This window comes from Streptomyces sp. NPDC005533 (assembly GCF_042871845.1).
Taxonomy (GTDB): domain Bacteria; phylum Actinomycetota; class Actinomycetes; order Streptomycetales; family Streptomycetaceae; genus Streptomyces.
Window position 1 is genome coordinate 21,926 of record NZ_JBIAJH010000023.1, and the last position, 26,918, is coordinate 48,843.

Sequence of the window (26,918 nt, forward strand, 5' to 3'; positions counted from 1 at the left end):
GGTGGGGGGGGGGGGGGGGGGGGGGGGGGGGGGGGGGGGGGGGGGGGGGGGGGGGCCCGCCGGGGGGGGGGGGGCCCCCCCCCCCCGGCCCGCTAGTTCACCCGGATCGGCAGCTTCCAGACCCCGGTGAACTCCGGGGAGGTGAGGAAGGTCGGCTTGTCGTCCGGGTCCACCCGCAGCTTGGGGAAGCGGTCGAACAGGATGTTCATGGCGATCCGCCCCTCCAGCCGGGCGAGCGGGGCGCCGAGGCAGAAGTGGATGCCGCGGCCGAAGCCGATCTGCGGGTTGGGGGTGCGGGCCGGGTCGAAGACGTCCGGGTTCTCGAACACCCGGGCGTCCCGGTTGGCGGCCGAGAACCACACCTCCAGCACGTCGCCCTCGGGCACCTTCACCCCGGCGATCTCCACGTCGCGGGTGGTGACCCGGTAGCCCGCGGCGAGCGGGCTCAGGTAGCGCAGCGACTCCTCCAGCAGGGTCGGCACCAGCGACCGGTCCGCCCGTACCCGTTCGTCGACGTCCGGGAAGGCGTCCAGGCACAGGATGGTGTTGCCCAGCAGCATCGTCGTGGTGATGTGGCCGGCCGAGATCAGCAGATTGGCGAAGTTGACGATCTGCCGGTCGGTCAGCCGTTCCCCGTCGACCTCCGCCTCGACGAGCCGGGACAGCAGGTCCTCCTGCGGTTCGGCGCGCCGCTGGGTGACGAGGTCGAGGATGTAGAAGCCCATCGCCATGGCCGCTTCGGCCTGGGTGTCGAGGGACTCCTCCTGCGCCTGGTCGCCCTGGTGCGTGGTGAGCTGGGTGCTCGCCATGAGCGACTGGTCGGCCCATTCCTTGAGGAGCTCGCGGTCCTCGCGGGGGATGCCGAGCATGTCGCAGATGACGATCACGGGCAGCGGGTACGCCAGTGCCTCCGCGAGGTCGAAGGTGTCGCCCTTCACCTCGTCGAGCAGCTCGTGGGTGAGCGCGGTGATGCGCGATTCGAGCTCGGCCACCATCTTCAGGGTGAAGGTGCGCCCCACCAGCTTGCGCAGCTTCTGGTGCTCCGGCGGGTCCGCCTGGGTGAGGTTCCCGTCGAAGGCGACGGCCGCCTGTTCCGGGCTGACGTAGCGCGCGGCCACCTCCGAGGAGTACGTGGCGGGGTCGCTGAGGATCTCCAGCGTCTCCGGGTACCCGTAGACGTGCCACATGCCGACCTCGGGGTCGTACTCGATCGGTGCCTCGGGCTGGATCCCGCGCAGCCAGAAGTGCCGTGGATGCATCTCCCACCGGGCGAGGGGACTGGTCGTACCGGTCATCGGGGGTCTCCTTCGGTGGCCCGGTCACGGGCCGCAGAGTGGCGCCTCATCGGACGAGGAGCGGGAGCTCCGAGGTCGAGATGACGTGGGGCAGCGGCAGGAAGGTCGGCGGGTTGTCCGGGTCCGTCCGCATCTTCGGGAAGCGGTCCAGCAGGATGTCCGTCGCGATCCGGCCCTCCATCCGGGCCAGCGGGGCGCCGAGGCAGAAGTGGATGCCCCGGCCGAAGCCGATGTGCGGATTGGGGTCGCGGTACGGGTCGAACAGGTGCGGGCGGGTGAACTGGCGCTCGTCCCGGTTGGCCGCCGACAGCGAGATGGCGACCAGCTGGCCCGGGTGCACCGGGACGCCGGCGAGCTCGCCCTCGGCGACGCACGCCTTGTAGGCGGTGGCGATCGGGCTCAGGTAGCGCAGCGACTCCTCGATCAGACCGGGGGTGAGGTCCGGGTTCCCGCGGACCGCGGCCAGGTGCTCCGGGTGGGCGTCCAGGCACAGGAGGGTGTTGCCGAGCAGCGCGCTGGTGGTGGCGTGGCCGACGACGAGCAGCTCGTTGGCGAAGTTCACCACCGCGTTGTCGCTCAGCCGCTCCCCGTCGACCTCCGCCTCGACCAGCTTGGTCAGCAGGTCCTCGCGCGGCTTGAGCCGGCGCTCGGCGGCGTGCTCCCGCAGGTACTGGAACATCTCGGGGACCACGCGCATGGCGGCCTGGGCGTCGACGTCCTCGTCGAGGTCGCGGTCGCCGGAGGTGAGGGCGACCGCGCTGTGCGCCATGCGGTCGACCCACGTCTTGAACAGGTCGCGGTCGCTCTGCGGCACGCCGAGCAGTTCGGAGATGACGATGATCGGCATCGGGTAGGCCAGGTCGTCGACCATCTCGATGCTGTCCTGGTCGGACACCTGGTCGAGCAGTTCGTGGGTGATCTCGACCATGCGCGGCTCCAGGGCCGCGACCATCCCGCGGGTGAACGCCTTGCTGATGATCTTGCGCAGCTTGGTGTGGTCCGGCGGGTCGGACTGCAGCAGGGTGCCGTCGCTGAACTCGGGGTCGATCTCCACGTCGCCCGCGATCAGTTCGGCGACGTCGCTGGAGTACGTCCCCGGATTGCCGACGACCTCCAGCACCTCCTTGTAGCCGTACACGTTGACGATGCCGTAGTCGTTGACCTCGACCGGGTGCTCGGGCTTGTGCCCGCGCAGCCAGAAGAACTCCGGATTGATGCCCATGCGGTCGACGAAGGCCGCCGCTTCCTTCGCGTCCGCGCCGGCGGATGTCCCGGTCATGGTCAGTTCCCCTCAAGGTGGAGGTTGATGATGCGGGCGATCTCCGCCGCGGGCTGGGCCTTCGGCATGCCCATGTGCGTGGCGTCGATGTCGTGTTCGTGGATGGTGCCGCCGATGTGCGGGGCCCAGATCGCCGCGTACGACTCGTCCGGGTTCTGCGTGGCGTTGAAGAACACCGCGTCGCCGTCGTAGACGGGCGAGTCCCACTCCAGCAGCATCTCGGCGTGCGACTTGAAGAGGTGGCTGCCGTTCTCCACCAGTGCCTCGCGGTCCTCGTCCACTCCGGAGCCGATGAAGAACTCCTTGAAGAACTCGCGGACCTCCGGCATGTTCACCGGGTCCTCGATGTGCCGGAACCAGCCGCTCGGCGGGCTGTCCATGAGGGCCAGCAGCGCCACCTCGTGTCCCCGCTGCTTCAGTGCCGCGGCGAGGGCGTGGGCGTAGGTGCCGCCCGTGGAGTGTCCGACGAAGTGGTACGGGCCCTCCGGCTGGACCGTGAGGATCTGCTCCAGGTAGTCGTCGAGCATCGCCTGGGTGGACTCGGCCCGGCCGGTGCCGTCGAAGCCGCGGCCCTGGATGCCGTACACCGGCCGGTCGCCGAGGAGCTGCGCGAGGCCCACGTAGGACCAGCACAGGCCGACACCGGGGTGGATGAACCACAGGGGCGGCTTCGTGCCCTCGGTGCGCATCGGCAGGACGACCGCGAACGGGTCGGCGAAGACGGGCGCCTGGGCGGTCTTGACCTGGGACTCCAGGTACTCGGCCAGCTTCGCCACGGTGGTGGCGCCGAACATCACGCGGATCGGGACCTTGGCCCCGAGGACCGCGCGGATCCGGCTGATCAGCCGGGTCAGGCGCAGCGAGTGACCGCCGAGGTCGAAGAAGTCGTCGTCGATGCCGACCTTCTCCAGTTCGAGCGCCTCGGCGAACAGCTTCGCCAGGGTGGTCTCCAGCGGGTTGCGCGGCGCACGGTAGTCCGCTCCGCCGGTGAACTCCGGGTCGGGCAGGGCCTCCCGGTCCAGCTTGCCGTTCGGGGTGAGCGGCAGCCGTTCCAGCGTGACGAAGGCCGACGGGACCATGTACTCCGGCATCCGGCTGGTGAGGTGCTTGCGCAGCGCCTCGGCCACCACGCTCTCGCCCGGTGCGGGGACGACGTAGGCGACGAGCTGCTTGTCGCCGGCCAGGTTGTCCCGCGCGGCGACCACGCCGTGGTCCACCGTCGGGTGGGCCGTCAGCGCGGACTCGATCTCGCCGAGCTCGATGCGGAAGCCGCGGATCTTGATCTGGTTGTCCGTGCGTCCGCGGAACACCAGCTCGCCGTCCCGGGTCCACTCGACCAGGTCGCCGGTGCGGTACATCCGCTCGCCGGGCTCGCCGAACGGGCAGGCCACGTACCGCTGGGCGGTCAGCTCGGGCCGGCCGACGTAGCCGCGGGTCAGACCCGCGCCGGCGATGTAGAGCTCACCGGGTACGCCCGGCAGGACCGGGCGCAGCGCGGCGTCCAGCACGTATACCCGGGTGTTGCGGATGGGGCGGCCGATCGACACGGCGGCCTCGGCGGTGAGCTCGCTCACCGTCGCGCCGATGGTCGTCTCCGTCGGACCGTAGCCGTTGAACATCCGGCGTCCGGCCGACCAGGTGGCCACCAGCTCCGGGGAGGTGGCCTCACCGGCCACCATCAGCGCGGTGACGGTGGACAGCGAGCCCGCCGGCATGGCGGCCAGCACCGTGGGCGTCAGGATCGCGTGGGTCACCCCGTACGCGTCGGCGGTCTCGGCGAGCGGGGCCCCCGGCGTGAGCCGGTCCGGGTCCGCCATGACCAGGGCGCCCCCGGCGAACAGCGACATGCACATCTCGGCGACGGAGATGTCGAAGCTCGGCGAGGCGAACTGCAGGACCCGGCTGCCGGCGGTGATGCCGAGCAGCTCCGTGACCTCCGCGACCATGTTGGCGAAGCCGGTGTGCGTGACGGCCACGCCCTTCGGCCGGCCCGTGGAGCCCGAGGTGTAGATGACGTAGGCGGTGTTGGCCACCACGAGCGGGCTCAGCCGCTGCGCGTCGCTCAGCACGGCGCCGTCGGTCCCGGCCAGAGCCTCGGCGAACTCCGGGGCGTCCAGGACGAGCAGCTGCGAGGGCAGGTCGGGCAGCCGGTCCGCCGTGACCGCGTCGGTCAGGATCAGCCCGATCGCCGAGTCCTCGACCATGTACGTGAGCCGGTCGGCCGGGTAGGCCGGGTCCAGCGGGAGGTAGGCGCCGCCCGCCTTCGTCACGGCGAGGACCGCCACCGGCCACTGCGGGGAGCGCCGCAGGGCCACGCCCACGACCGTCTCCGGGCCGACGCCGCGCTCGACGAGGGCCCGCGCCAGCCGGTTGGCCCGCGCGTCCAGTTCCCCGTAGGTCACCTTCTCGTCCTCGAAGAGCACCGCGACCTCGTGGGGGGCCTCGGCGGCCTTCCGCTCGAACAGCGCCGGCAGGGTGAGGGCCGGGGTCCGCGTCGCCGTCTCGTTGAAGGCGAGGAGGAGCCGCTCGCGCTCGGTCTCGTGCAGCACGTCCAGCGCGCCCACCGGGATCTCCGGGTCGGCGATCAGCTGCCGCAGGATGTGCAGCACCCGCTCGGCGATCCGCTCCACCGTCTCCGCGCTGATGGCCTGCCGCTGGTACTGCAGGATCATGCGCAGGTAGGGCTCGGCGTCGGCCGCCAGACCCACCAGGTACGCGGCGCCCGCGGACGGGCGGATACCGGTGAACGAGACGCCCGCCGCGGTGTTGGCCGCGCCCAGGGCCTCCTTGTCGACGGGGAAGGACTGGAACAGCACGATCGTGTTGAAGAGTTCCTTCAGGCCCGCCTCCCGCTGGATGCGGTGCAGCCCGAAGTGGTGGTGGTCCAGCAGCGCGGTCTGCCGCTCCTGGAGGTTCTTCAGCACCTGGCCGAGGGTGTCGCTGGGCGCGTACTCGGCGCGGATGGGCAGGGAGTTGACGAACAGGCCCACCATCTGGTCGACGCCGGGCACCTCGGCCGGGCGGCCGGAGACCGTGGTTCCGAAGATCACGTCCCGCTTCCCGGTGAGCTGGCCGAGCATGAGGGCCCACACGCCCTGGACCAGGGTGCCCATCGACACGCCCAGTTCGGCGGCGCGCTTCTTGAGCGCGCGGGCCTCGTCCAGCGGCAGCGGGACGTCGACCTGCCCGACGCGGGCGTCGTCGCCGGCGTCCGGCGGGGTCTCGGCGGCGAGCAGGGTGGCCTCGCCGACGCCCTCCATCTCCTTGGCCCAGGCCGCGGCGGCCGCCTTGTCGTCCCGCCGGGACAGCCAGCGCAGGAACTCCCGGTACTCGGGCACGCGCGGCTGCCCGGAGGCGTCGCCCTCGGACGCGTACAGGTGGGCGAGGTCCCGGACCAGCAGGGGGAACGACCATCCGTCGAAGAGCGCGTGGTGCACGGTCAGCACCAGCTCGGAGGTCTCCTCCGCGAGCCGGACCAGCGAGGCCCGCAGCATCGGGGGCTTGGCCGGGTCGAACTGCGCGTAGTGGTCCTCGGCGAGGATCCGCTCCAGCCCCTCCTCGCGGGCCGCCTCGTCGAGGTCGCGCAGATCGGCGACGCGCCAGGGCAGTTCGACCTCGTCGAGGACGAGCTGGGTGAGGTCGCCGCTCGCGTCGGTGACGAAGGCGGTGCGCAGGTTGGCGTACCGGTCGAGGAGCGCCTGCGCGGCCCCGCGCATCCGGGCCGGGTCGACCCGGCCCTGGACGTGGAAGGCCACCTGCACGATGTGCGGGTCGAAGGCGTCCTCCTCCAGGCGCATGGTCTCGAAGAGCAGACCGAACTGGAGCGGGGTCAGCGGCCAGACGTCGGCCAGACCCGGGTACTGCGCCTCCCAGTTCTCGATCTCGCCCTGGGTCATGCGGACCAGCGGCACGTCCGAGGGGGTCAGGCCGCCGGCGCCGGGGGTGGCGACGTGGTGGGCGAAGCCCTCCAGGGCGCGCACCCACAGGTCGGCGAGCGCCTGGGCCTCGTCCCGCGTGAGCACACCGGCCGGGTAGGAGACCCGGGCGTTGAAGCGGGGGCCCCGCTCGGTGTCGGTGACGTAGGCGCTGATCTCGACCGTGGAGAGCGCGGGCATGTCCGCGTCCAGGTCCGCGGCGAGGCCGAGCGCGTCGGCCGCCAGGCTCCAGCCGGTGCCCTGCTGCCCGTCGGCGCCGTCGCCTGCGGCGACGCGTCCCAGGTAGTTGAAGGAGATCTGGGGGGTGGCCCGCCAGTCGAGTTCGGCGGCGGTGGACGGGTTGAGGTAGCGCAGGAGGCCGAAGCCGACGCCCTTGTCGGGAATGGCCAGGAGCTGTTCCTTCACGGCCTTGAGCACGCCGCCCGCGGCGGCGCCGCCGGCGAGTGCCTCCTGCACGTCGTGCCCGCCGAGGTCGAGCCGTACGGGGAACATGCTGGTGAACCAGCCCATCGTGCGGGACAGGTCGGCGCCGGGCACGACCTGCTCCTCACGGCCGTGTCCTTCGAGCCGGATCAGCGTCGAGGACTCCTCGACGCCCCGGTCGGCGCGCCACTGCGTCACGGCGAGGGCGAGGGCGGCCAGCAGGCCGTCGTTGACCCCGCCGTGGAAGGCGGTGGGCACCGTGGTCAGGAGCGCCTCGGTGACCTGCTCCGGGAGCTCCAGGGAGACCGTCTCCACGGTGGACATGACGTCCACCGCCGGGTTCAGGGGCCGGGCGCCGAGGACCGGGTCGTTGCAGTCCAGCAGCTCCGACCACTGCGCCAGTTCGGCGATGCGGTCCGGGTCGGACGCCTCGTCGAGCAGCGCGTGCGCCCAGCGGCGGGCGGAGGTGCCGACCGCGGGCAGGCTCGGGGCGGCGCCCGCGCCGATCTGCTCCCAGGCCGTGGCGAGGTCCGGGAGCAGGATGCGCCAGGACACTCCGTCGACGACGAGGTGGTGCAGGACCACCAGCAGCCGGCCGGCGCCCTGCTCCGGGGCGAACCAGACGAACTGGGCCATGGTGCCGGCGGCCGGGTCGAGCCGGCCGGTGGCGGCGTCCAGTTCGGCCCGGGCCGTCTCCAGGGACGCGTCGTCCCACGTGCCCGGGCAGTCCACCCGCCGGACCAGCGCGGCCGCGTCGACCGTGCCGGGGGCGGCGATCTCCAGGCTGCCGTCGCCGCCCTGGACGAGACGGGAGCGCAGGACGTCGTGGTGGTCGAGCACGGCGGTCAGGACCGCGGTGAGCCCGTCCTCGTCGATGTCCTGCGGCAGTTCGAGCACCGCGGACATCGAGAACCGGTTGAAGCTGCTGCCCAGTTCGAGCATGTACTTGGCGATCGGGGGCAGCGGCATGACGCCGGTGCCGCCGCCCTCCAGCTCGGCCAGGACCGGGCCGAGGCTCTGGCTGCCGGCGGCCGCGGCCAGCTCGGCGACCGTTCGCAGCTCGAAGATCTGCCGCGGGTTGACCACGACGCCCTGCGCCTTGGCGCGGGAGACGATCTGGATGGACCGGATGCTGTCTCCGCCGATGGCGAAGAAGTCGTCGTCGATGCCGACCCGTTCCAGGCCGAGCACCTCGGAGTAGACGCCCGCCAGCACCTCCTCGGTGCGGCTGCGCGGGGCGCGGTAGCTCTCGCCGGCGAAGTCCGGCTCGGGCAGGGCCGCCCGGTCCAGCTTGCCGTTGGGGGCCAGCGGCAGCCGGTCCAGCGGCACGAGCACCGCCGGGACCATGAACTCGGGCAGCCGGCCGGTGATGAAGCGGCGCAGCTCCCGCATGGTGATGCCGGAGGTCATGTCGGCCTCGAACCGGCCCTGGGCGTCCACCTGGCCGCCGGAGTCCGGGGAGCTGACGACGTAGCCGACCAGGCGCTTGCCCCCGTCGGGGGTGCTCTGGCCGGTGACCACGGCGTGTTCCACGCCGGGGTGGGCCGTCAGCGCCGCCTCGATCTCACCGGGCTCGATGCGGAACCCGCGGATCTTGAGCTGGGCGTCGCCGCGTCCGACGTACTCCAGCTGCCCGTCGGCCCGCCAACGGGCCAGGTCGCCCGTGCGGTACATCCGCGATCCGGGGGCACCGTACGGGTCGGCGACGAAGCGCTCGGCGGTCAGGGCGGCGCGGCCGTGGTAGCCGCGGGACAGGTTGCCCGCCACGTAGAGCTCGCCCACGGCGCCCACGGGCACCGGCTTCAGGCCGGCTCCCAGGACGTAGGTGCGCATGTTGCCCAGGGGCGCGCCGATCGGGGCGGTGTGCGCGCCGTCCCAGTCCTCGTCGGCCGGGAGCCCGAAGGTGGTGGCGTAGAAGCTCTCGGTCTGGCCGTAGGCGTTGACCACCCGGACCCCGGGGACGGCCTCGCGGACCCGGCTGACCAGGGACGCGGGCAGCGCCTCCCCGGCGAACACCACCGCGTCCGCGGTGATCTTGCCGGTGACCTGGTCGAGGAGCTCGGCGAAGACCGAGGGGACCGTGCTGATGACGCCGCCGGTCCAGCCGCCCCGCTCGCCGATGACCAGGACGTCGCGGGCCAGCTCGACCGTGCCGCCGGCCGCCAGCGTCGTGAAGACCTCGAAGACGGAGACGTCGAAGTTGACGGAGGCGCCGGCGAGCGTGCGGGTGCCGGAGTCCACGCCGATCGTGGAGGCGAGCCGCAGCACGCCGTTGACGACGTTGGCGTGGGTGACGGTCACGCCCTTGGGCACGCCCGTCGAGCCGGAGGTGTACATCACGTACGCCGCGTGGTCGGGCAGCAGGGCCGCCGACGGCGCGGTGGCGCCGGTGCCGGCCGCGGAGCCGCCGAGGGCCAGGTCGCCGAGGTACAGGCGGGTGATCCCGGACTCCGGCAGGACGCCGGCGGTGGCCGCGTCCGTGAGCAGCAGCCTCGGCCGTGCGTCGGACAGGATGTGCTCCAGGCGCCGGCTCGGGTACTTCGGGTCGATCGGCAGGTACGCGCCGCCCGCCTTCAGCACGCCCAGCAGGGCGGCGACCAGGTCCACCGTGCGCGGCAGGGCGACGCCCACGACCGTCTCGGGTCCCACGCCGTGCCCGGCCAGCTCGCGGGCCAGCCGGTTCGCCCGTTCGTCCAGTTCGCGGTAGGTCAGCGACTCCTCGCCGCAGACCAGAGCGACCGCGTCGGGCCGCTCGGCCACCTGGAGCTCGAACAGCCCGGGCACGGTCAGCTCGGGGGTCGGCTCCTGCGTGGCGTTGAAGCCCTCCAGCACCAGCTCGCGTTCGGCCGGCCGGACCAGCTCGACCGCGGACACCCGCTGCTCGGGGGCGGCGGCCAGCAGGCCCACCACCCGTACGAAGCGGTCGGCGACGGCCTGGGCCGTCTCCCGGTCGAAGAGGTCGGTGGCGTACTCCAGGAGACCCACCACGCCCATGCCGGGCAGGTCCGCCATGTTGAAGAAGAGGTCGAACTTGGCGGTCTCGGTGCGGACCCGCTCGAACTCCACCTGCAGACCCGGCAGGGCGAAGTCCTTCCGGGCGAAGTTCTGCCAGGCGAACATCACCTGGAACAGCGGGGAGTAGGCGGTGGAGCGCTCCGGGTTCAGCACCTCCACGAGCCGCTCGAAGGGGACGTCCTGGTTGTCGTACGCGGCCAGGGACTTGCCCCGGACCCGCTCCAGGAGCTCCGTGAAGGCGGGGTTGCCCGACAGGTCGACGCGCAGCACCCAGGTGTTGACGAAGAAGCCGACCAGTTCGGCGAGGGCCTCGTCGGTGCGGTTGGCGATCGGGGAGCCGATCGTCAGGTCGTCGCCGCCGCCGAGCCCGTGCAGCAGCACGGCCAGGGCGGACTGGAGCACCATCGAGGAGGTCGCGCCGTGCCGGCGCGCCAGGTCCTCGACGGCCGCTGCCACCTCGGGGGCCAGGGCGAACTCCACGGCGTCGCCGCGGTGGGAGGCCTTGGCCGGGCGCGGACGGTCGGCGGCGAGCTGCAGCGGCTGCGGCACACCCGCCAGCTCGCCGCGCCAGTAGCCCACCTGTGCGGCGAGCGCGCTGGCCGGGTCCTCCTCGTCGCCGAGCACCTCGCGCTGCCACAGCGTGTAGTCCACGTACTGGACGGGGAGCTCCGCCCACTGCGGGGCGCCGCCCGCCTTGCGGGCCGCGTACGCGGTGGCGAGGTCGCGGGCCAGCGGTGCCATGGAGGAGCCGTCGCTCGCGATGTGGTGGATCAGCAGGACCAGGACGTGCTCCTGCGCGCCGAGCCGGAGCACGGGCGCCCGTACCGGGATCTCGGTGGCCAGGTCGAAGAGGTGCGAGGAGGCCTCGGCCATGGCGTCGGCCAGAGCGCCCGGCGCCACCTCCACCAGCGGGACGTGCAGCTCCGCCGCGTCGGCCGGCAGGACGTGCTGGGCCGGGACGCCGTCGGCGTCCTCGACGATCAGCGTGCGCAGGCTCTCGTGGCGGGCCACGACGTCGCGCAGCGCGGCCTCCAGTGCCGGCAGGTCCAGCTCACCGGTCAGGCGGAGCGGGAAGGGGGCGTTGTAGGTGGCCGAGGGGCCTTCGAACCGGTCGATGAACCACAGCCGGCGCTGGGCGAAGGACAGCGGTACGGAGTCCGGGCGCTCGGCGGTGCGCCGCAGCGGCGGCCGCACGGGCGCTCCGGCGGCGAGGTGCTCGACGAGCTCCACGACCGTGGGCGCCTCGAACACGACCCGGATGGGCAGTTCGACGTCGAGGACCTGGCGGATCCGGCTGACCAGGCGGGTGGCGAGCAGGGAGTGGCCGCCCAGGGCGAAGAAGTCGTCGTCGATGCCGACCCGGTCCAGGCCGAGCACCGCCGCGAACAGGCCGCACAGGACCTCTTCCTGCGGGGTGCGCGGGGCCCGGCCGGTGGCCGCCGCCGCGAAGTCCGGGGCCGGCAGGGCCCGCTGGTCCAGCTTTCCGTTGGGGGTCAGCGGCACCTCGGCGATGGCGACGACGGTGGACGGCACCAGGTGCTCGGGCAGCCGGTCCTTCAGGTAGCCGCGCAGGGCGCCCACCAGGGTGCCGATCCGGCCCGCGGCGGCCGGCTCGTTGGCCAGCGTCCGGTCGGCCCGGCCCGAGGGCGTGAACCCGCCGGTCAGGACCTGGTCCGTGACGGGACCGGCGGGGAAGAAGACCGCGTCGAAGCACTCGGCCGCGGCGGCCGACCAGGTGAGCAGCACGCCCCAGCCGCGTTCGGCGGCCCATTCGCGCAGGTCCTGCGGGTCGAGCACCGGGCCGGAGGCGGCCGGCGCGGAGATCACGCCCACGGCCGCGGCGGACTCGACCTCGTCGGCGAGCCGCGCGTTGGGGATGCGGGTGACGCGTACGGGCTGCTCGCCGCCCGCGCGGACGAAGTCCTCCAGGCCGAAGAGGTCGTCGATCTGGCGGCCCCACTGCCGGGCCGGGACCTCGCCCAGCGGGAGCGCGGCCACCGGGGCCTTGTGGAGCAGGACCTCGTAGCGGTGGCGGGTCAGCTCGTTGTGCGGACGGCCGGCCTTCAGCCGGATGTCCACGCCGCCCGCGCCGTGCCGCTCGGCCCACCGGGTGAACCACTCGGGGTCGAGGACGAGTTCCTTCTCCATGAGGATCGCGCGGGCGACCGCGGCGCGGCTCACCGAGGCGGAGGCCTCGGGGTGCAGCGCGCGCTGTACGCCGGAGCGGAAGAGCCGCAGGGTGGCGGCGTTGCGGACGTCGCCGACGAGGATCCGGCCGCCGGGGGCCAGCAGTTCCATGGCGCCCGCGAGGACCTGGTCCATGTACTCGGCGTCGGGGAAGTACTGGACGACCGAGTTGATGACCACGAGGTCGAAGTGCTCGCGCGGCAGACCGGAGGTGTCGTCGCCGTTCTGGTGCCGCAGGTGCACGCGGTCGCCGAAGCCGGCCTGTTCCACCTGCACGAGCAGCCGCTCGATGACCGCGGCCGACATGTCGGTGCCCCAGTACTCCTCGACCTGCCCGAGGGTCTGCGACATCAGCAGGCCGGTGCCGACGCCGATCTCCATGACGCGGCGCGGCGACCAGTTGGTGATCTGCTCCACCGCCGCGTCGCGCCACACGGCCATCTCGTCGAGCGCGATGGGCTGTCCGCCGGTGTAGCTGGAGTTCCAGCCCGTAAAGTCCTCGCCCCAGGCCGCGTCGGAGACGGCGTAGAGGTCGTCGTAGATCTCCTCCCACTCGTCGACCTGCTCGGCGGCGCCGGAGGTGTCGGCGCCGTCCACGCGCGGGACCACGTAGCCGACCAGACGGCGTTCGCCGGCCTGGTCCTCGTTCCACGTGACGACGGCCTGGGCGACACCGGGGTGGGCGGCCAGGGCGGCCTCGACCTCGGCGGGCTCGATGCGGAAGCCGCGGATCTTGACCTGGGTGTCCACGCGGCCGCGGAAGACGAGTTCGCCGTCCGGGGTCCAGGCCACCACGTCACCGGTGCGGTACATCCGCTCGCCGGGCTCGCCGAAGGGCGAGGCCACGAAGCGCTCGGAGGTCAGCGCGGACCGGTGGGCGTAGCCGCGGGCCAGGCCGGCGCCCGCGATGTAGAGCTCGCCGGCCACGCCGGGGAGCGTGGGGCGCAGGCCGGCGTCGAGGACGTAGACCCGCATGTTGTCCATGGGACGGCCGATCGGGATCGGCTCGCCGACCCGCTCGGGGTCGGGCATGGGGTGGCTGGTGGCGAAGGTGGTGGTCTCGGTCGGGCCGTAGCCGTCGACGACCTCGAGGCCGGGGCAGGCCCGCAGGGCGCGGGTCACCGAGGCCGGGGAGACGACGTCGCCGCCGGTCCACACCTCGCGGACCCCGGTGAAGCACTCCGGGTTCTCGTCGGCGATCACCTTGAACAGGCCGGCGGTCAGCCACAGGGCGGTGACCCGCTGCTCGGCGATGACGGCGGCCAGCGCGCCGGCGTCCAGCTTGCCGACGGGGGCCACCACGGCGGTGCCGCCGCCCAGCAGGGGGACCCACAGCTCGTAGGTGGAGGCGTCGAAGGACTGCGCGGAGTGCACGAGGACCCGCTCGTGGGCGCCCCCGCGGTACCGGCGGTCCAGCGCCAGGCCGGACACGGCCCGGTGGGTGACGCCGACGCCCTTGGGGACGCCGGTCGAGCCGGAGGTGTACATCACGTACGCGAGCTGGTCGACGCGCCCGTGGGCGGCGGCCGGCAGGGCGTCGGCGGGGGCCGCGGCGACGGTCAGGGCCGTGTCCGCGTCGTCCAGGACCACGTACGGGCAGGTGCCGCCCGGCAGCCCGGCGACGATGTCGGAGTCGGTCAGGAGCAGGGCCGGCGCGGCGTCGCCGAGCATGAACCCGATGCGCTCGGCCGGGTACTCCGGGTCCACCGGCAGGTAGGCGCCGCCGGCCTTGAGGACGGCGAGCAGGGCCACGACCAGTTCCGTGGAGCGCGGCAGGGCCACGCCCACGACGGACTCCTGGCCGACGCCGCGCGCGGCGAGCACGTGGGCCAGCCGGTTGGCGCGGGCGTCCAGTTCGCGGTAGGTCAGGCTCTCGCCGCCGAAGGCGACGGCGATCCCGTCCGGGGTCGCGGCGGCCCGCTCCTCGAACAGCGCCGGGACGGTCTTCGCCGGGGCGGGTACGGCCGTGTCGTTGAACGCGCCGAGGAGCCGTTCGCGTTCGGCGGGCTCCAGGACGTGCACGGAGCCGACCCGGGTGTCCGGGTCCGACACCAGCTGCTGGAGGATCCGCGCGAACCGGGCGGCGATGCCCTCGACGGTCTCCGGGTCGAAGAGGTGGTGCTGGTACTGGAGCGCCACCCGCAGGTGCGGGTCGGCGAAGGCCATCACGACCAGCGGGTAGTGGGCGCCGCTGAGCGGGCTGATGCCGGTGATCGAGATGCCGGCGGCGGAGTTCGCCTCGTTGATGGCGACGCCGTCGATCGGGTACGACTCGAAGCCCACGAGGGTGTCGAAGAGTACGTTCAGCCCGATCGCGCGGTGGATGTCCAGCAGCCCGTGGTGGTGGTGGTCGAGCAGGGCGCTCTGCCGGTTCTGCAGGTCGCGCAGCAGCTCGCCGAGGGTGGCGCCGGGTCCGCACTCCACCCGGACGGGCAGGGTGTTGATGAACAGGCCGACCATCGCGTCCACGCCGGGGACGACGGGCGGGCGGCCGGAGACGGTGGCGCCGAACACCACGTCCTGGCGGCCGGTGAGTCCGGCGAGGACGAGCGCCCAGGTGCCCTGGACGAGGGTGTTGAGGGTGAGGCCCAGTTCGGCCGCGCGCCGGCCCAGGTCGCGGGCGGCGTCCGCGGACAGCGGGATGTCGATCTGGCCGATGCCGGCCGGGTCGGACGCGGCGCCGGACTCGGGGGCGATCAGGGTCGGGGACTCGACCCCGGCGAGCTCCGCGGCCCAGGCGCGGGCCGAGGCCTCGCGGTCCTGGCCCGCCTGCCACACGAGGAAGTCGCGGTAGCCGGGCACCCGCGGCAGCGCGGAGGCGTCGCCCTCGGATCCGTAGAGCCGCAGCAGGTCCTGCATGAGGACCGGGATCGACCAGCCGTCGAAGAGGACGTGGTGGGCGGTGAAGACCAGCTCCCAGCGGTCGGGGGCCAGCATGACCAGGGACATCCGCACGAGCGGGGCGCGCGTCAGGTCGAAGTGGGAGTCGTGGTCCTCGGCGAGGAAGCGCTTCAGCGCCTCCTCGCGGCCCTCCTCGCCGAACCCGCTGAGGTCGAGGTACTGCCAGGGCAGCTCCACGCGGTCGCGTACGACCTGCACCCGGTCCCCCGCCGCGTCGAAGACGAACGCGGCGCGGAGGTTGGCGTACCGGTCGAGGAGCGCCTGGCCGGCGGCCCGCATCCGGGCCGGCTCGACCTCGCCGGCGAGATGGAAGACCAGCTGCATCTGGTACGCGTCGAAGGTGGAGCCGGCCAGCTGGGCGTGGAAGAGCAGACCGTCCTGCATCGTGGTCAGCGGCCAGACGTCCGCCAGGCCGGGGTAGCGCTCCTCCCAGGCCTCGATCTCGCCCTGGGTCGCCCGGACCAGCGGCACGTCCGAGGGGGTGAGTCCGCCCGCGGTGGGCTCGGCGGCGTGCCGGGCCAGGGCCTGGAGGGCGGTGCTCCACAGCTCGGCGAGCTCCTCGACGTCCTCGGCCGAGAGCAGGCCCGCGGGGAAGGCGAGCCGCGCGGTGAGCTGCGGGCCCTGCTCGGTGTCGGTGACGAGCGCGCCGACGTCGAGCGTCGAGAGGGCGGGCATCCGACCGTCGGGCTGCGCGATCAGCTCGGTGGTGCCCTCGGCGAGGGTCCAGCCCAGGCCGCGCAGGTGCTCGGGCGCGTCCGCGGAGGACGAGAAGCGGCCCAGGTAGTTGAAGCCGATCTGGCCGGTGGGGTACCGGCGCAGCACCTCGGCGGTCTGCGGGTTCAGGTGGCGCAGCAGGCCGTAGCCCACGCCCTTGTCCGGGAGGGACAGGAGCTGCTCCTTGACCGCCTTGACGGCGGAGCCGGCGGCGGCGCCGCCCGCGAAGGCCTCGTCGAGGTCGATCCCGGCGAGGTCGAGGCGGACGGGGTACATGGTGGTGAACCAGCCCACCGTGCGCGACAGGTCGGCGCCGGGGACGACGTCCTCCTCGCGGCCGTGCCCCTCGACCCGGATCAGGGCGGAGGACTCGTCGATGCCGCGGGCTCGGCGCCAGCGGGCGACGGCGAGCGTCAGCGCGGCGAGCAGGCCGTCGTTGACGCCGCCGTGAAAGCGGGCCGGCAGGGTGGTCAGCAGGGTCTCGGTGACCGGCACGGGGAGCTTGAGCCAGGTATGCTCCACGGTGGACATCACGTCCACGGCGGGGTCGAGGGCCCGTGCGCCCAGGAGCGGGTCGGGGCCGGCCACGACCGAGCGCCACAGGGCCAGTTCGGCGACGCGCTCGGGCGACGACGCCGCCTCGGAGAGGGCGTGGGCCCAGCGGCGCACCGAGGTGCCCACCTCGGGCAGCTCGGGGGTGCGGCCGTCTCGGACCTGCTCCCACGCGGTGGCAAGGTCCGGCAGCAGGATGCGCCAGGACACGCCGTCGACGGCGAAGTGGTGGAGGACCAGCAGCAGCCGGCCGGCGCCCTCCTGCGGGGCGAACCAGACGAACTGCGCCATGACACCGGCCGCGGCGTCCAGCCGCCCGGTGGCGGCGTCCAGTTCGGCGGCGGCCGACTCGAACCACTGCTCGTCCCGGCTGCCGTCCCATTCGACGCGGTGGATCAGCGCGTCCGCGTCGACCGAGCCGGGCGCGCCGATCTCCAGGCCGGCGCGGTCCGCGCCGTCGGCGCCGGCGCCGCCCGTGACCAGACGGGAGCGCAGGACGTCGTGGCGGTCCAGCACCGCGCCGAGGGTGGCGGCCAGTGCGGCCCGGTCGATGCCCTCGGGCAGCTCGACGGCCATGGACATGGCGAATCTGTCGATGCCCTCGCCGAGTTCCAGCAGGTACTCGCCGATCGGCAGCAGCGGCAGCCGGCCGACGCCGCCGCCCTCCAGCTCCGCCAGTACGGGGCCGGTGCCCGCCGCGACCCCGACGACCGCGACCGCGGCCAGTTCGGCGACGGTGCGGTGGTCGAAGATCTGGCGCGGGCTGACCTCCACACCGCCGCTGCGGGCGCGGGAGACGACCTGGATGGAGCGGATGCTGTCGCCGCCGATGGCGAAGAAGTCGTCGTCGATGCCGACCCGGTCGAGGCCGAGGACCTCGGCGTAGACCGTGGCGAGGACCTCTTCCGCGGTGTTGCGGGGGGCGCGGTACTCGCCGCCGCTGAAGTCGGGCTCGGGCAGCGCGGCCAGGTCGAGCTTGCCGTTGGCGGTCAGCGGGAGCCGGCCGACCATGACGAAGACGGACGGGACCATGAACTCGGGCAGCCGGCCCGCGGCGAAGCGCCGGAGCTCGCGCACGGACACGCTGGTGGTCAGGTCGACGTCGAGGTCGCCGAGGCTGGCGACGGTGCCGAAGCCGCTCTGGTCGGCCTCCAGCGGAACCACGTGGCAGACGAGCTGCTTGCTGCCCCGGCCCTCGCGGATGGTGACCACGGCCTGGGCCACGCCCGGGTGGGCGGTCAGGACGGCCTCGATCTCGCCGGGCTCGATGCGGAAGCCGCGCACCTTCATCTGCGCGTCGTCACGACCCGCGTACTCCAGCTGGCCGGCGGCGTTCCAGCGCGCCAGGTCACCGGTGCGGTACATGCGCGAGCCGGCCGGCCCGAACGGGTCGGCGACGAAACGGTCGGCGGTCAGCCCGCTGCGGCCGTGGTAGCCGCGGCCGATCTCACCGGCGACGTACAGCTCGCCCACCACGCCGACGGGGACGGGCCGCAGGCCCGGGCCGAGCACGTAGGTGCGGACGTTGCCGAGCGGGGCGCCGATGGGGGCGCTGCCGGAGCCCTCCCACTGCTCGTCGGCGGGCAGCGCGAAGGTGGTGGCGTAGAAGGACTCGCTCTGGCCGTAGGCGTTGACGACGCGGACCCCGGGGATCGCCTCGCGGACGCGCCGGACGAGTGACGTGGGCAGGGCCTCACCGGCGAAGACCACGGTGTCGACGGCGATGTTCCCGTCGACCTGTCCCAGGAGTTCCGCGAAGACGGACGGGACGGTGCTGATCACGCCGCCGCTCCAGCCACCGCGCTCGCCGATCACCAGGGCGTCACGCACCAGTTCGACGGTGCCGCCGGAGCAGAGGGTGGCGAAGAGCTCGAAGACGGACACGTCGAAGTTGACCGAGGTGCCGGCGAGCACGCGCGTCCCCGCGCCGACGCCGATCGCCGAGGCCAGCCCCAGCACGTCGTTCACCACGTTGGCGTGGGTGATCGCCACGCCCTTGGGCGTGCCCGTGGAGCCGGAGGTGTACATGACGTACGCGACCTGGCCGGGGCGACCCGCGGTGGCGGCGCCGGGCTCCGCGTCCCGCGCGGCACCGAAGTCGATGTCACCCAGGAACAGGTGCGGGACCGGCGTCTTCGGCAGTACGCCGACGGTCTGCTCGTCGGTGAGGATCAGCCCGGGGGCCGCGTCCTCCAGGATGAAGTCGAGCCGTCGGCTCGGGTACCTCGGGTCGATCGGCAGGTACGCGCCGCCCGCCTTGAGCACGCCGAGCAGCCCGGCGACCAGGTCGGCCGTACGGGGCAGCGCCACGCCCACGAGGGTCTCGGCGCCCACGCCGCGCACGGCCAGCTCCTGTGCCACGCGCGAGGCCCGCGCGTCGAGTTCGCGGTAGGTGAGGACCTCGTCCCCGGCCTCCAGCGCGACCGCGTCCGGGGTGGCCGCGGCCTGCCGCTCGAACAGCTCGGCGACCGTCAGCTCGGGCAGCTCCACCGCCGTGTCGTTGAACGCTGCGACGACGGTGTCCAGTTCGGCGTCGTCGAGGACGGGCGCCAGGGCCACCGGCCGGTCCGGGCGGGCGACGACCTCGCGGATGACCCGCAGGTAGCGGTCGACGACGGACTGCGCCGTGGAACGGTCGAACAGGTCGGTGGCGTATTCGAGGTAGCAGAGCATGCCCGGACCGGCCGGGTCCGAGAAGTAGTTGAACTCCAGGTCGAACTTGGCCGTCGGCGTGGCGAGCACCTCGAAGCGGGCCCGTTCCAGACCCGGCAGGTCCAGCTCGATCCAGGCGTCGTTCTCCCAGGTGAACATCACCTGGAACAGCGGGTGGTAGGCGGTGGACCGCTCCGGGTTCAGGACCTCCACCAGGTGCTCGAAGGGGGCGTCCTGGTTGTCGTACGCCGTCAGCGCCTTCTGCCGGACCTGCTCCAGCACCCGGTCGAAGGTGGGCGCGCCGGAGAGGTCGGTGCGCAGCACCCAGGTGTTCACGAAGAAGCCGACGAGGTCGGCGAGCTCGTCGTCGGTGCGGCCCGCGACGGTGGAGCCGATGGCGATGTCCTGGCCGGCGCCTAGGTGCTGGAGCACCACGGCGAGGGCGGCCTGGAGGACCATGGGGACGGTCATGTCCCGCTCGCGGCCCAGGGCCTCGACGGCCGCGAGCAGGTCGGCGTCGATCGGGAAGCCGACCGTGTCACCGCGGTGGCTGGCCACCGGCGGGCGCGGGCGGTCCGAGGACAGGCGCAGCGGGGTCGGAACGCCCTGCAGCTCGCCCTGCCAGTAGGCGACCTGCGTGGAGACCACGCTGTCGGGGTCGTTCTCGTCGCCGAGCAGCTCGCGCTGCCACAGCGTGTAGTCGACGTACTGCACCGGCAGGTCGGCCCACTGCGGGGCCTCGCCGGCTAGCCGGGCGGTGTACGCGGTGGCCAGGTCGCGGGAGAGCGGCTCCATCGACTCGCCGTCGCTGGCGATGTGGTGGACCAGCAGGAGCAGGACGTGCTCCCGCTCGCCGGAGCGCAGCAGGGTGGCGCGGACCGGTATCTCCGCCGACAGGTCGAAGGTGTACTGCGCCGCCTGGAAGACGGCGTCGTCCACCCCGTCGGGCGCCACCTCGACGAGCGGTACGTCGAGCAGTGCCTCGGCCACCGGCAGCACCTGCTGCGAGGGCACGCCCTGCTCGTCCATCACGATGAGCGTACGGAGGCTCTCGTGCCGTGCCACGACATCGCGCACCGCGGACTGCAGGGCGGTCCGGTCCAGCTCGCCGGTCAACCGCACGAGGAAGGGGACGTTATACGTCGCCGACGGTCCCTCGAATCGGTCGATGAACCACAACCGACGCTGTGCGAACGACAACGGGATCATTTTACTGTCCACTCCTGTCCATCTTGCGCAGTCGAGGCCGGCTCGACGTGCCTGCGTTCTTGACCGTGCGCGAAAGCTCTGAAATTGCGTGAGACTCGAAGATCGACCGCAAAGGCACGCTCACCCCGAGCACCTTCCGGATACGGCTGGTGAGCCGCGTCGCCAGCAGGGAGTTGCCCCCCAGTTCGAAGAAGTCGTCGTTCATGCCGACCCGTTCCACGCCGAGCACCTCCGCCAGCAGCTCGCAGAGAGCCGCCTCCTCGGGAGTGCGCGGCGCCCGGTAGGGGCGGCCGGCCGGCTCGGGCTCGGGCAGCGCGGCCCGGTCGAGGCGGCCGTCGGGCGTCAGCGGCAGCCGCTCCAGGGTCACGAGGACCGCGGGGACCAGGGCCGCGGGCAGCTGCCGCGCGGCGTGGGCCCGCACCTGGTCGGCGTACGGCCCGGGCTCGGCCCCGTACGACTCGGCGGGTACGAGGTGGCCCACCAGCTGCGCGGTCCCGCCCGGCCCGTGGCCCTCGCGGACGACCACGGCCGCCTGCGCCACCCCGGGGTGCCCGGTCAGGACGGCCTCGACCTCGGCGGGCGCGATCCGCGTGCCGCGGACCGCCGCCTCCGTGTCGCCGCGCCCCAGGAACTCCAGCCGGTCCGCGTCGTTCCAGCGGACCAGGTCGCCGGTGCGGAACATCCGCGATCCGGCCGGGCCGTGGGGGTCCGCGACGAACCGCTGCGCGGTCAGCCCGGCGTGCCCCCGGTAGCCGCGGGCCGGCGCGCCGCCCGCGAGGTACAGCTCCCCGACCGCGCCGTGCGGCACCGGGGTGAGCCCGGCGCCGAGGACGTACGCACGCACTCCGGCGAGCGGTGTCCCGGCGGGCACGGCGGCGGTGCCCGGTGGCTCCTCGCCGTCCGGTGGCGAGTAGGCCGTGGCGGGTCCGGTCTCGGGGTGCCCGTGGAGGTGGACCAGCCGGGCCCCCGGAGCGGATTCGGCCGCCCGCCGGGCCAGTGCGGCCGGCAGCGGCTCCCCCGAGAACACGATCGTGTCCGCGTGGACGTCCTCGGTGACCTCGTCGAGCAGGTCGGCGAAGGCCGAGGGGGTCGTGGCGAGCACCCCGCGCGCGGCGGCGCCGGAGGGTTCGGGGAGACGGTCTGCTGCGCGGCGGCCGGGTCCGGCGAGGGCCCGCGGATCGGGCAGCACCTCGACGCCCGCGCCGCCGCAGAGCGCGGCGAGGATCTCCACCACGGGCGGTTCGGTGTCGCCGGAGGCCGCGAGCAGCAGCCGCCGGCCGGCCGCGGAGCCGAGGCCCGCGAGCAGCCCCGGCACCCGGTCGGCCAGGTTGCGGTGGGTGGTCTCCACCCCCGTCGGACCGCCCGAACTGCCGCAGGCGTACGAGAGGTGCGCCAGCCCGTCGGGCCGCGGGACGGGGGCCGACGCGACGGATGCGCCGTTCCCGCACTCCAGTTCGCCCGGATGCGCGGTGGGGACCGCGGTGTCGGCGGCGGCCGCCGTGTCCGGGTCGGTGAGCACCAGCAGCGGCCGCGCGTCGGCCAGGACGCGTGCGAGGCGGTCGCCGGGGTGGCGCGGGTCGAGCGGCAGGACGGCGGCGCCCGACTTGAGTACGCCGAGCAGCGCGACCACCAGGTCGGCGGACCTGGGCAGGGCCAGGGCCACCGGGGTCTCCGGGCCGGCGCCGCGGGCGATCAGCCCGTTGGCCAGCCCGTTCGCCCGTTCGTCGAGCTCCCGGTAGGTCAGGGACTGCGCCTCCGAGAGCACGGCGACCGCGTCGGGGGTCGCGGCGGCCCGCCGCTCGAACAGTTCCGTGACGGTCTCCCCGTCGATGTCGGCGGCGGCGTCGGCGCAGCGCCGGCCCGTGCCGATCCCGTTCAGCAGCCGGTCCCGCTCGGCGGGGTCCAGCACGTCCACGGTGCCCACCCGGCGGCCGGTATCCTCGGCCAGCTGCCGCAGGATCGCGGCGAACCGGGCGGCGATGGACTCGGCCACGGCGGGGTCGAGCACGGTGCGCTGGTACTGCACCGCCAGGCGCAGCCGGTCGGGCTCGATGAAGGCGAGCACCGTCACCGGGTAGTGGCTGGCGGTGAAGGAGCGGATGCCGGTGATCGAGATCCCGGCCGCGCGGCTGGCCTCGACGATGCCGGCCCGGTCCATGGGGAAGGACTCGAAGCCGATGATCGTGTCGAAGAGGGCGTCCATTCCGGCGGCCTGCTGGATCTCGCTCAGGCCGAAGTGGTGGTGGTCCATGAGCGCGGCCTGCCGGCCCTGCAGCGCGGTCAGCAGCTCGGCGAGGGTGTCCCCGGGGGCGCACCGCACCCGGACCGGCAGGGTGTTGAGGAACATGCCGACGGTGGTGTCGGCGCCGGGCAGGGCGGGCGGGCGACCGGCGACGGTGGAGGCGAACACCACGTCCTGGCGGCCGGTGAGCTGGGCCAGCAGGATCGCCCAGGCGCCCTGGACCACCGTGTTCAGGGTGACGCCGAGATCGGAGGCGCGCCGGAACAGCTCGCGGGAGGCCTCGACGGGCAGCGGCACCTCGGCCTGCCGCATGGCGATGTCCTCGGCGGAGGCGGCGGAGGCGGCCGAGGCGGCCGAGGCGGCCGACTCGGCGGTCCGGCCGGCCGGGGTCGGCGCGGCGGCCGGGGCGGACACCACCGGGGCGAGGAACGTCGGCTCCCCCAGCCCGCTGAGCTCCTCGCGCCAGACCCGGGCGGACTCCTCGGGGTCCTGGCGGGAGAGCCAGGCCAGGAAGTCCCGGTAGTCGCGGGCGGGTTCCAGCCCGGTGGCCTGCCCGGCCGAGCCGTAGAAGGTGAGCAGGTCCTGCATCAGCAGGGGCACCGACCAGCCGTCGAACAGCACGTGGTGGGCGGTGAGGACGAGCTCGTACGTCTCCTCGCCGGTCCGGATCAGCGTCAGGCGCAGCATCGGCGGCGCGATCTGGTCGAAGTGCGTGGTCAGGTCCTCGGCGAGGAACCGCTCGAAGGCCTCCGTGCGCTCCGCCTCGCCGAGCCCGGACAGGTCGAGCTCCTGCCAGGGCAGGGTGACGGAGTCCAGGACGAGCTGGACCAGGTCCCCGTACGCGTTGTGCACGAAGGCGGTCCGCAGGCCGGCGTGCCGCTCCAGCAGCGACTGCCCGGCGGCGCGCAGCCGCGAGGCGTCGACCCGCCCGGACAGGTGCAGGGCGTACTGCACCTGGTAGGCGTCGAAGGAGGAGTCCTCGAAGATCGAGTGGAACAGCAGGCCCGACTGGAGCGGGGTGGTGGGCCAGACGTCGGTAAGGCCCGGGAAGCGCCGCTCCCAGCCGTCGATGTCGTACTGGCTCGCGGTCACCAGCGGCAGGTCGGAGGGGGTCAGACCGCCCGCGTCGGGCCGGGCCGCGTACCGGGCGAGTCCTTCCAGCGCGGCGCACCACAGGTCGGCGAGCTCCCGTACCTCCGCCGGCGTGAGCACGCCCTCGGGGGCGCTGAAGGCGGCGTTCAGGACCGGCCCGGCCGGCTGGTCGCTGACCGTGGCGTTGATGTCGAGCTCGGCGGAGGCCGGCATCAGCGGGTCCTGCGCGGCGTCGAGCTCGGCCAGTTCGGTGAGGGCCGCGGCCTCGGGGGCCTGGGTGAAGCCCGCCCCGCGTGCGTCTGCGGGCCGTTCGGAGCCGGCGGCGAAGCGGCCCAGGTAGTTGAAGCCGACCTGCCCGATGGGGTGTTCGGCCAGCTGGGCGGCAGTCTGCGGGTTCAGGTGGCGCAGCAGGCCGTAGCCGATGCCCTTGTCGGGCAGGGAGAGGAGCTGCTCCTTGACCTTCTTGACGGCCAGGCCGGCGGCCGGTCCGCCCGCGAAGGCCTCGTCGAGGTCCACCCCGGCGAGGTCGAGGCGCACCGGGAAGGCGGTGGTGAACCACCCCAGCGTGCGGGCGAGGTTCGCGCCGGGGGCCGCGGCCTCCTCGCGGCCGTGTCCTTCGAGGCGGATCAGGGCGGAGGTCTCGTCGACGGAGCGGGTACGCCGCCACTGCGCGAGCGCCAGGGCCAGCGCGGCCAGCAGTCCGTCGTTGACCCCGCCGTGGAAGGCCGCGGGCAGGTCCGTCAGCACGGCCTCGGTCACGGCGACGGGGAGCCGGACGTGGGTGACGCGCACGGAGGACCGTACGTCGACGGCCGGGTCCAGTCGGCGGGCGCCGAGCACCGGGTCGGGCCCCTCGACGATCGAGCGCCAGAGGTCCAGCTCCGCGACCCGCTCGGGGCGCAGGGCCTCGTCGGCCAGCGCGTGCGCCCAGCGGCGCATCGAGGTCGCCACGGGCGGCAGTTCGGGGGTGCGGCCCTCGCGGACCTGCTCCCACGCGGCGGCGAGGTCGGGCATCAGGATGCGCCAGGACACGCCGTCCACGATCAGGTGGTGGAGGACGAGCAGGAGCCGTCCGGCGCCACCACGCCCCTTGCCCCCGTCGGCCTCGCCGTCCTGCCCCTCCTGGTCGGCGGGCGCGTCGAACCAGACGAACCGGGCGACGGCGCCCGCCGCCGGGTCCAGCCGCTGCGCGGCCTCCTCCAGTTCGCCGAGCAGCAGGTCCCGCCAGGACTCGGCGTCCCAGCGGCCGTCGCACTCGACGCGGCGCAGCAGCGGCTCCACGTCGACGGAGCCGGCGGGCGCGACGACCAGGCCGTCGGCCTCGCCGTCGCCCTCCCCGGCGGCGTCGGCGACGAGGCGCGAGCGCAGCAGGTCGTGGCGGTCCACCACGGCCGTCAGGGTGGCGACCAGCCCGGCGCGGTCGATGCCCTCGGGCAGCTCCAGCACCATGGCCTGCAGGAACCGGTCGAAGCCGGGGCCCCAGTCGCGGATCCAGCGGGCGACGGGCAGCAGCGGCATCCATCCGGTGCCGCCGCCGGAGAGTTCCGTCAGGACCGGGCCGGTGGTGGCGCCCCGGCCGTTCGCGACGGCGATCTCGGCGAGGCGGGCGACGGTGCGGTGCTCCACGGCCTGGCGGGCGGTGACCACCAGTCCGTGCGCCCGCGCCCAGGACACGACCTGGAGCGACTGGATGCTGTCGCCGCCGAGGGTGAAGAAGTCGTCGTCGATGCCGACCTGGCCGAGGCCGAGGGCCTTCGCGTAGAGCTCCGCGAGGACCTCCTCCTGCGGGGTGCGCGGGGCCCGGTAGGTCTCGCCCTTGAACTCGGGTTCCGGCAGGCGGGCCTTGTCGAGCTTGCCGTTCGGGGTCAGGGGCAGCCGGTCCAGCAGGACGAAGGCCGCGGGGACCATGTGGTCGGGCAGTCGGTCGGCGGCGAAGGCCCGCAGCTCGCCGACGCCGAAGCCGGAGTCGAGGGCGATGCTGCCGTAGGCGCTCCCCTGCGGGCCCGCCTGGCCGGGGCGGACGGAGGCGGCGGGGACGACGTAGGCCACCAGCTGGCGGCTGCCGCGCCGCTCGTACGGGAGGACCGCGGTGTCCGCCACGCCGGGGTGGGCGCTGAGCACCGCCTCGATCTCGAGCGGTTCGATCCGGATGCCGCGGATCTTGACCTGGGTGTCGACGCGCCCGTGGAAGACGAGTTCGCCCTCGTGCGTCCGCTCGACGAGGTCGCCGGTGCGGTACATCCGGGCGCCGGGGCCGGCGAAGGGGCAGGCCACGAAGCGCTGGGCGGACAGGTCGGGGCGGCCCAGGTAGCCGCGGGCCAGCGAGGCGCCCGACACGTACAGTTCGCCGATCACTCCGGGGCCCACCGGGCGGAGCGCGTCGTCCAGGACGTGCACGTCGGTGTCGGTGATCGAGCGTCCGATCGGCGGTACGCGGCCGTCGCCGGCCAGCGGCGCGCTCATCGTGGCGCACACGGTCGTCTCCGTGGGCCCGTACGCGTTGATCATGCGGCGGCCGGCCGACCAGGTGGCGACCAGCTCGGGGGTGGTGGCGTCTCCGGCGACCACGAGGGTCTCGACGCAGGCCATGGCCCCGGCGGGGAGCGCGGCGAGGACCGGCGGCGGCAGCGTCACGTGGGTCACGCCGTGCCGGGCGATGGTGTCGGCCAGGGGGTCGCCGGGGGCCAGCGCCTCCTTGTCGGCCAGCACGAAGGTGGCGCCGGACAGCAGGCCCATGCACATCTCCCACACCGAGGCGTCGAAGCTCGGCGAGGCGAACTGCAGCACCCTGCTCACGGGGCTCACCTTCAGCCGCTCGGCGTGCGTGGCCAGCAGCGGGGCGAGGCCGTTGTGGGTGACGGCGACGCCCTTGGGGCGGCCGGTGGAGCCGGAGGTGTAGATGACGTACGCGGTCTGCGCCACCCGCTGCGGGCGGATCCGGTCCGCGTCGGTGAGCGGGCCGGCCGCCTCGGCGGCGACCGCCGCCGCGGTCTCGGGGGCGTCCAGCAGCAGTACGGGGGCGGGGAGTCCGGGCAGCAGGCCGCCGGTGGCGGTGTCGGCCAGGACCAGGCGGGCGCCGGAGTCCTCCACCATGTACTGCAGGCGGTCCGCGGGGTACGCGGCGTCCATCGGCAGGTAGGCGCCGCCCGCCTTGAGCACCGCGAGGACGGCCACCCACAGCTCCGGCGACCGCTGCGCGGCCACGCCCACGACCGACTCCGGTCCTACTCCGCGTCCGGCCAGGACCCGCGCCAGGCGGTTGGCGCGGGCGTCGACCTCGCGGTAGGTCAGCGAGGTCTCGCCGAAGACCAGCGCGACGGCGTCCGGAGCGGCGACGACCTGCTTCTCGAACATCTCAGGAATCGTCGCCACCGGCACCGCCGTGTCATGGAACGAGCACAAAGCGACCATCCCCCAATGGT

Annotated in this window: 4 protein-coding genes; all 4 read right to left on the reverse strand. The window is 73.8% G+C overall.

Annotation, left to right across the window (positions count from 1 at the left end; all coding sequences use genetic code 11):
• Positions 1–92 precede the first annotated feature (92 nt).
• The 4 genes from ACFYP3_RS23030 to ACFYP3_RS23045 are packed head-to-tail and all read right to left on the reverse strand — an operon-like array spanning position 93 to position 26,850.
• Complete coding sequence (locus tag ACFYP3_RS23030; protein ID WP_388835509.1) at positions 93–1,295, reverse strand: cytochrome P450; 1,203 nt, start codon at positions 1,293–1,295, stop codon at positions 93–95.
• 46 nt (positions 1,296–1,341) lie between these two features.
• A complete protein-coding gene (locus ACFYP3_RS23035) occupies positions 1,342–2,574 on the reverse strand; it encodes a cytochrome P450 (RefSeq protein WP_388835512.1) in 1,233 nt (410 codons plus the stop codon).
• Positions 2,575–2,576: 2 nt separating this feature from the next.
• On the reverse strand, positions 2,577–20,153 hold the full coding sequence (locus ACFYP3_RS23040; RefSeq protein ID WP_388835515.1) for an amino acid adenylation domain-containing protein: 17,577 nt from the start codon (positions 20,151–20,153) through the stop codon (positions 2,577–2,579).
• A 10-nt stretch (positions 20,154–20,163) separates the two neighbouring features.
• Positions 20,164–26,850, reverse strand: coding sequence for an amino acid adenylation domain-containing protein (locus ACFYP3_RS23045; RefSeq protein WP_388835518.1), 6,687 nt, complete (start codon positions 26,848–26,850; stop codon positions 20,164–20,166).
• Positions 26,851–26,918: the final 68 nt, after the last annotated feature.

Bases quoted from the DNA above. Each gene is read 5' to 3' on its own strand.
- ACFYP3_RS23030 (WP_388835509.1), bottom strand. From the start codon at position 1,295: ATGACCGGTACGACCAGTCCCCTCGCCCGGTGGGAGATGCATCCACGG.
- ACFYP3_RS23035 (WP_388835512.1), bottom strand. From the start codon at position 2,574: ATGACCGGGACATCCGCCGGCGCGGACGCGAAGGAAGCGGCGGCCTTC.
- ACFYP3_RS23045 (WP_388835518.1), bottom strand. From the start codon at position 26,850: ATGTTCGAGAAGCAGGTCGTCGCCGCTCCGGACGCCGTCGCGCTGGTC.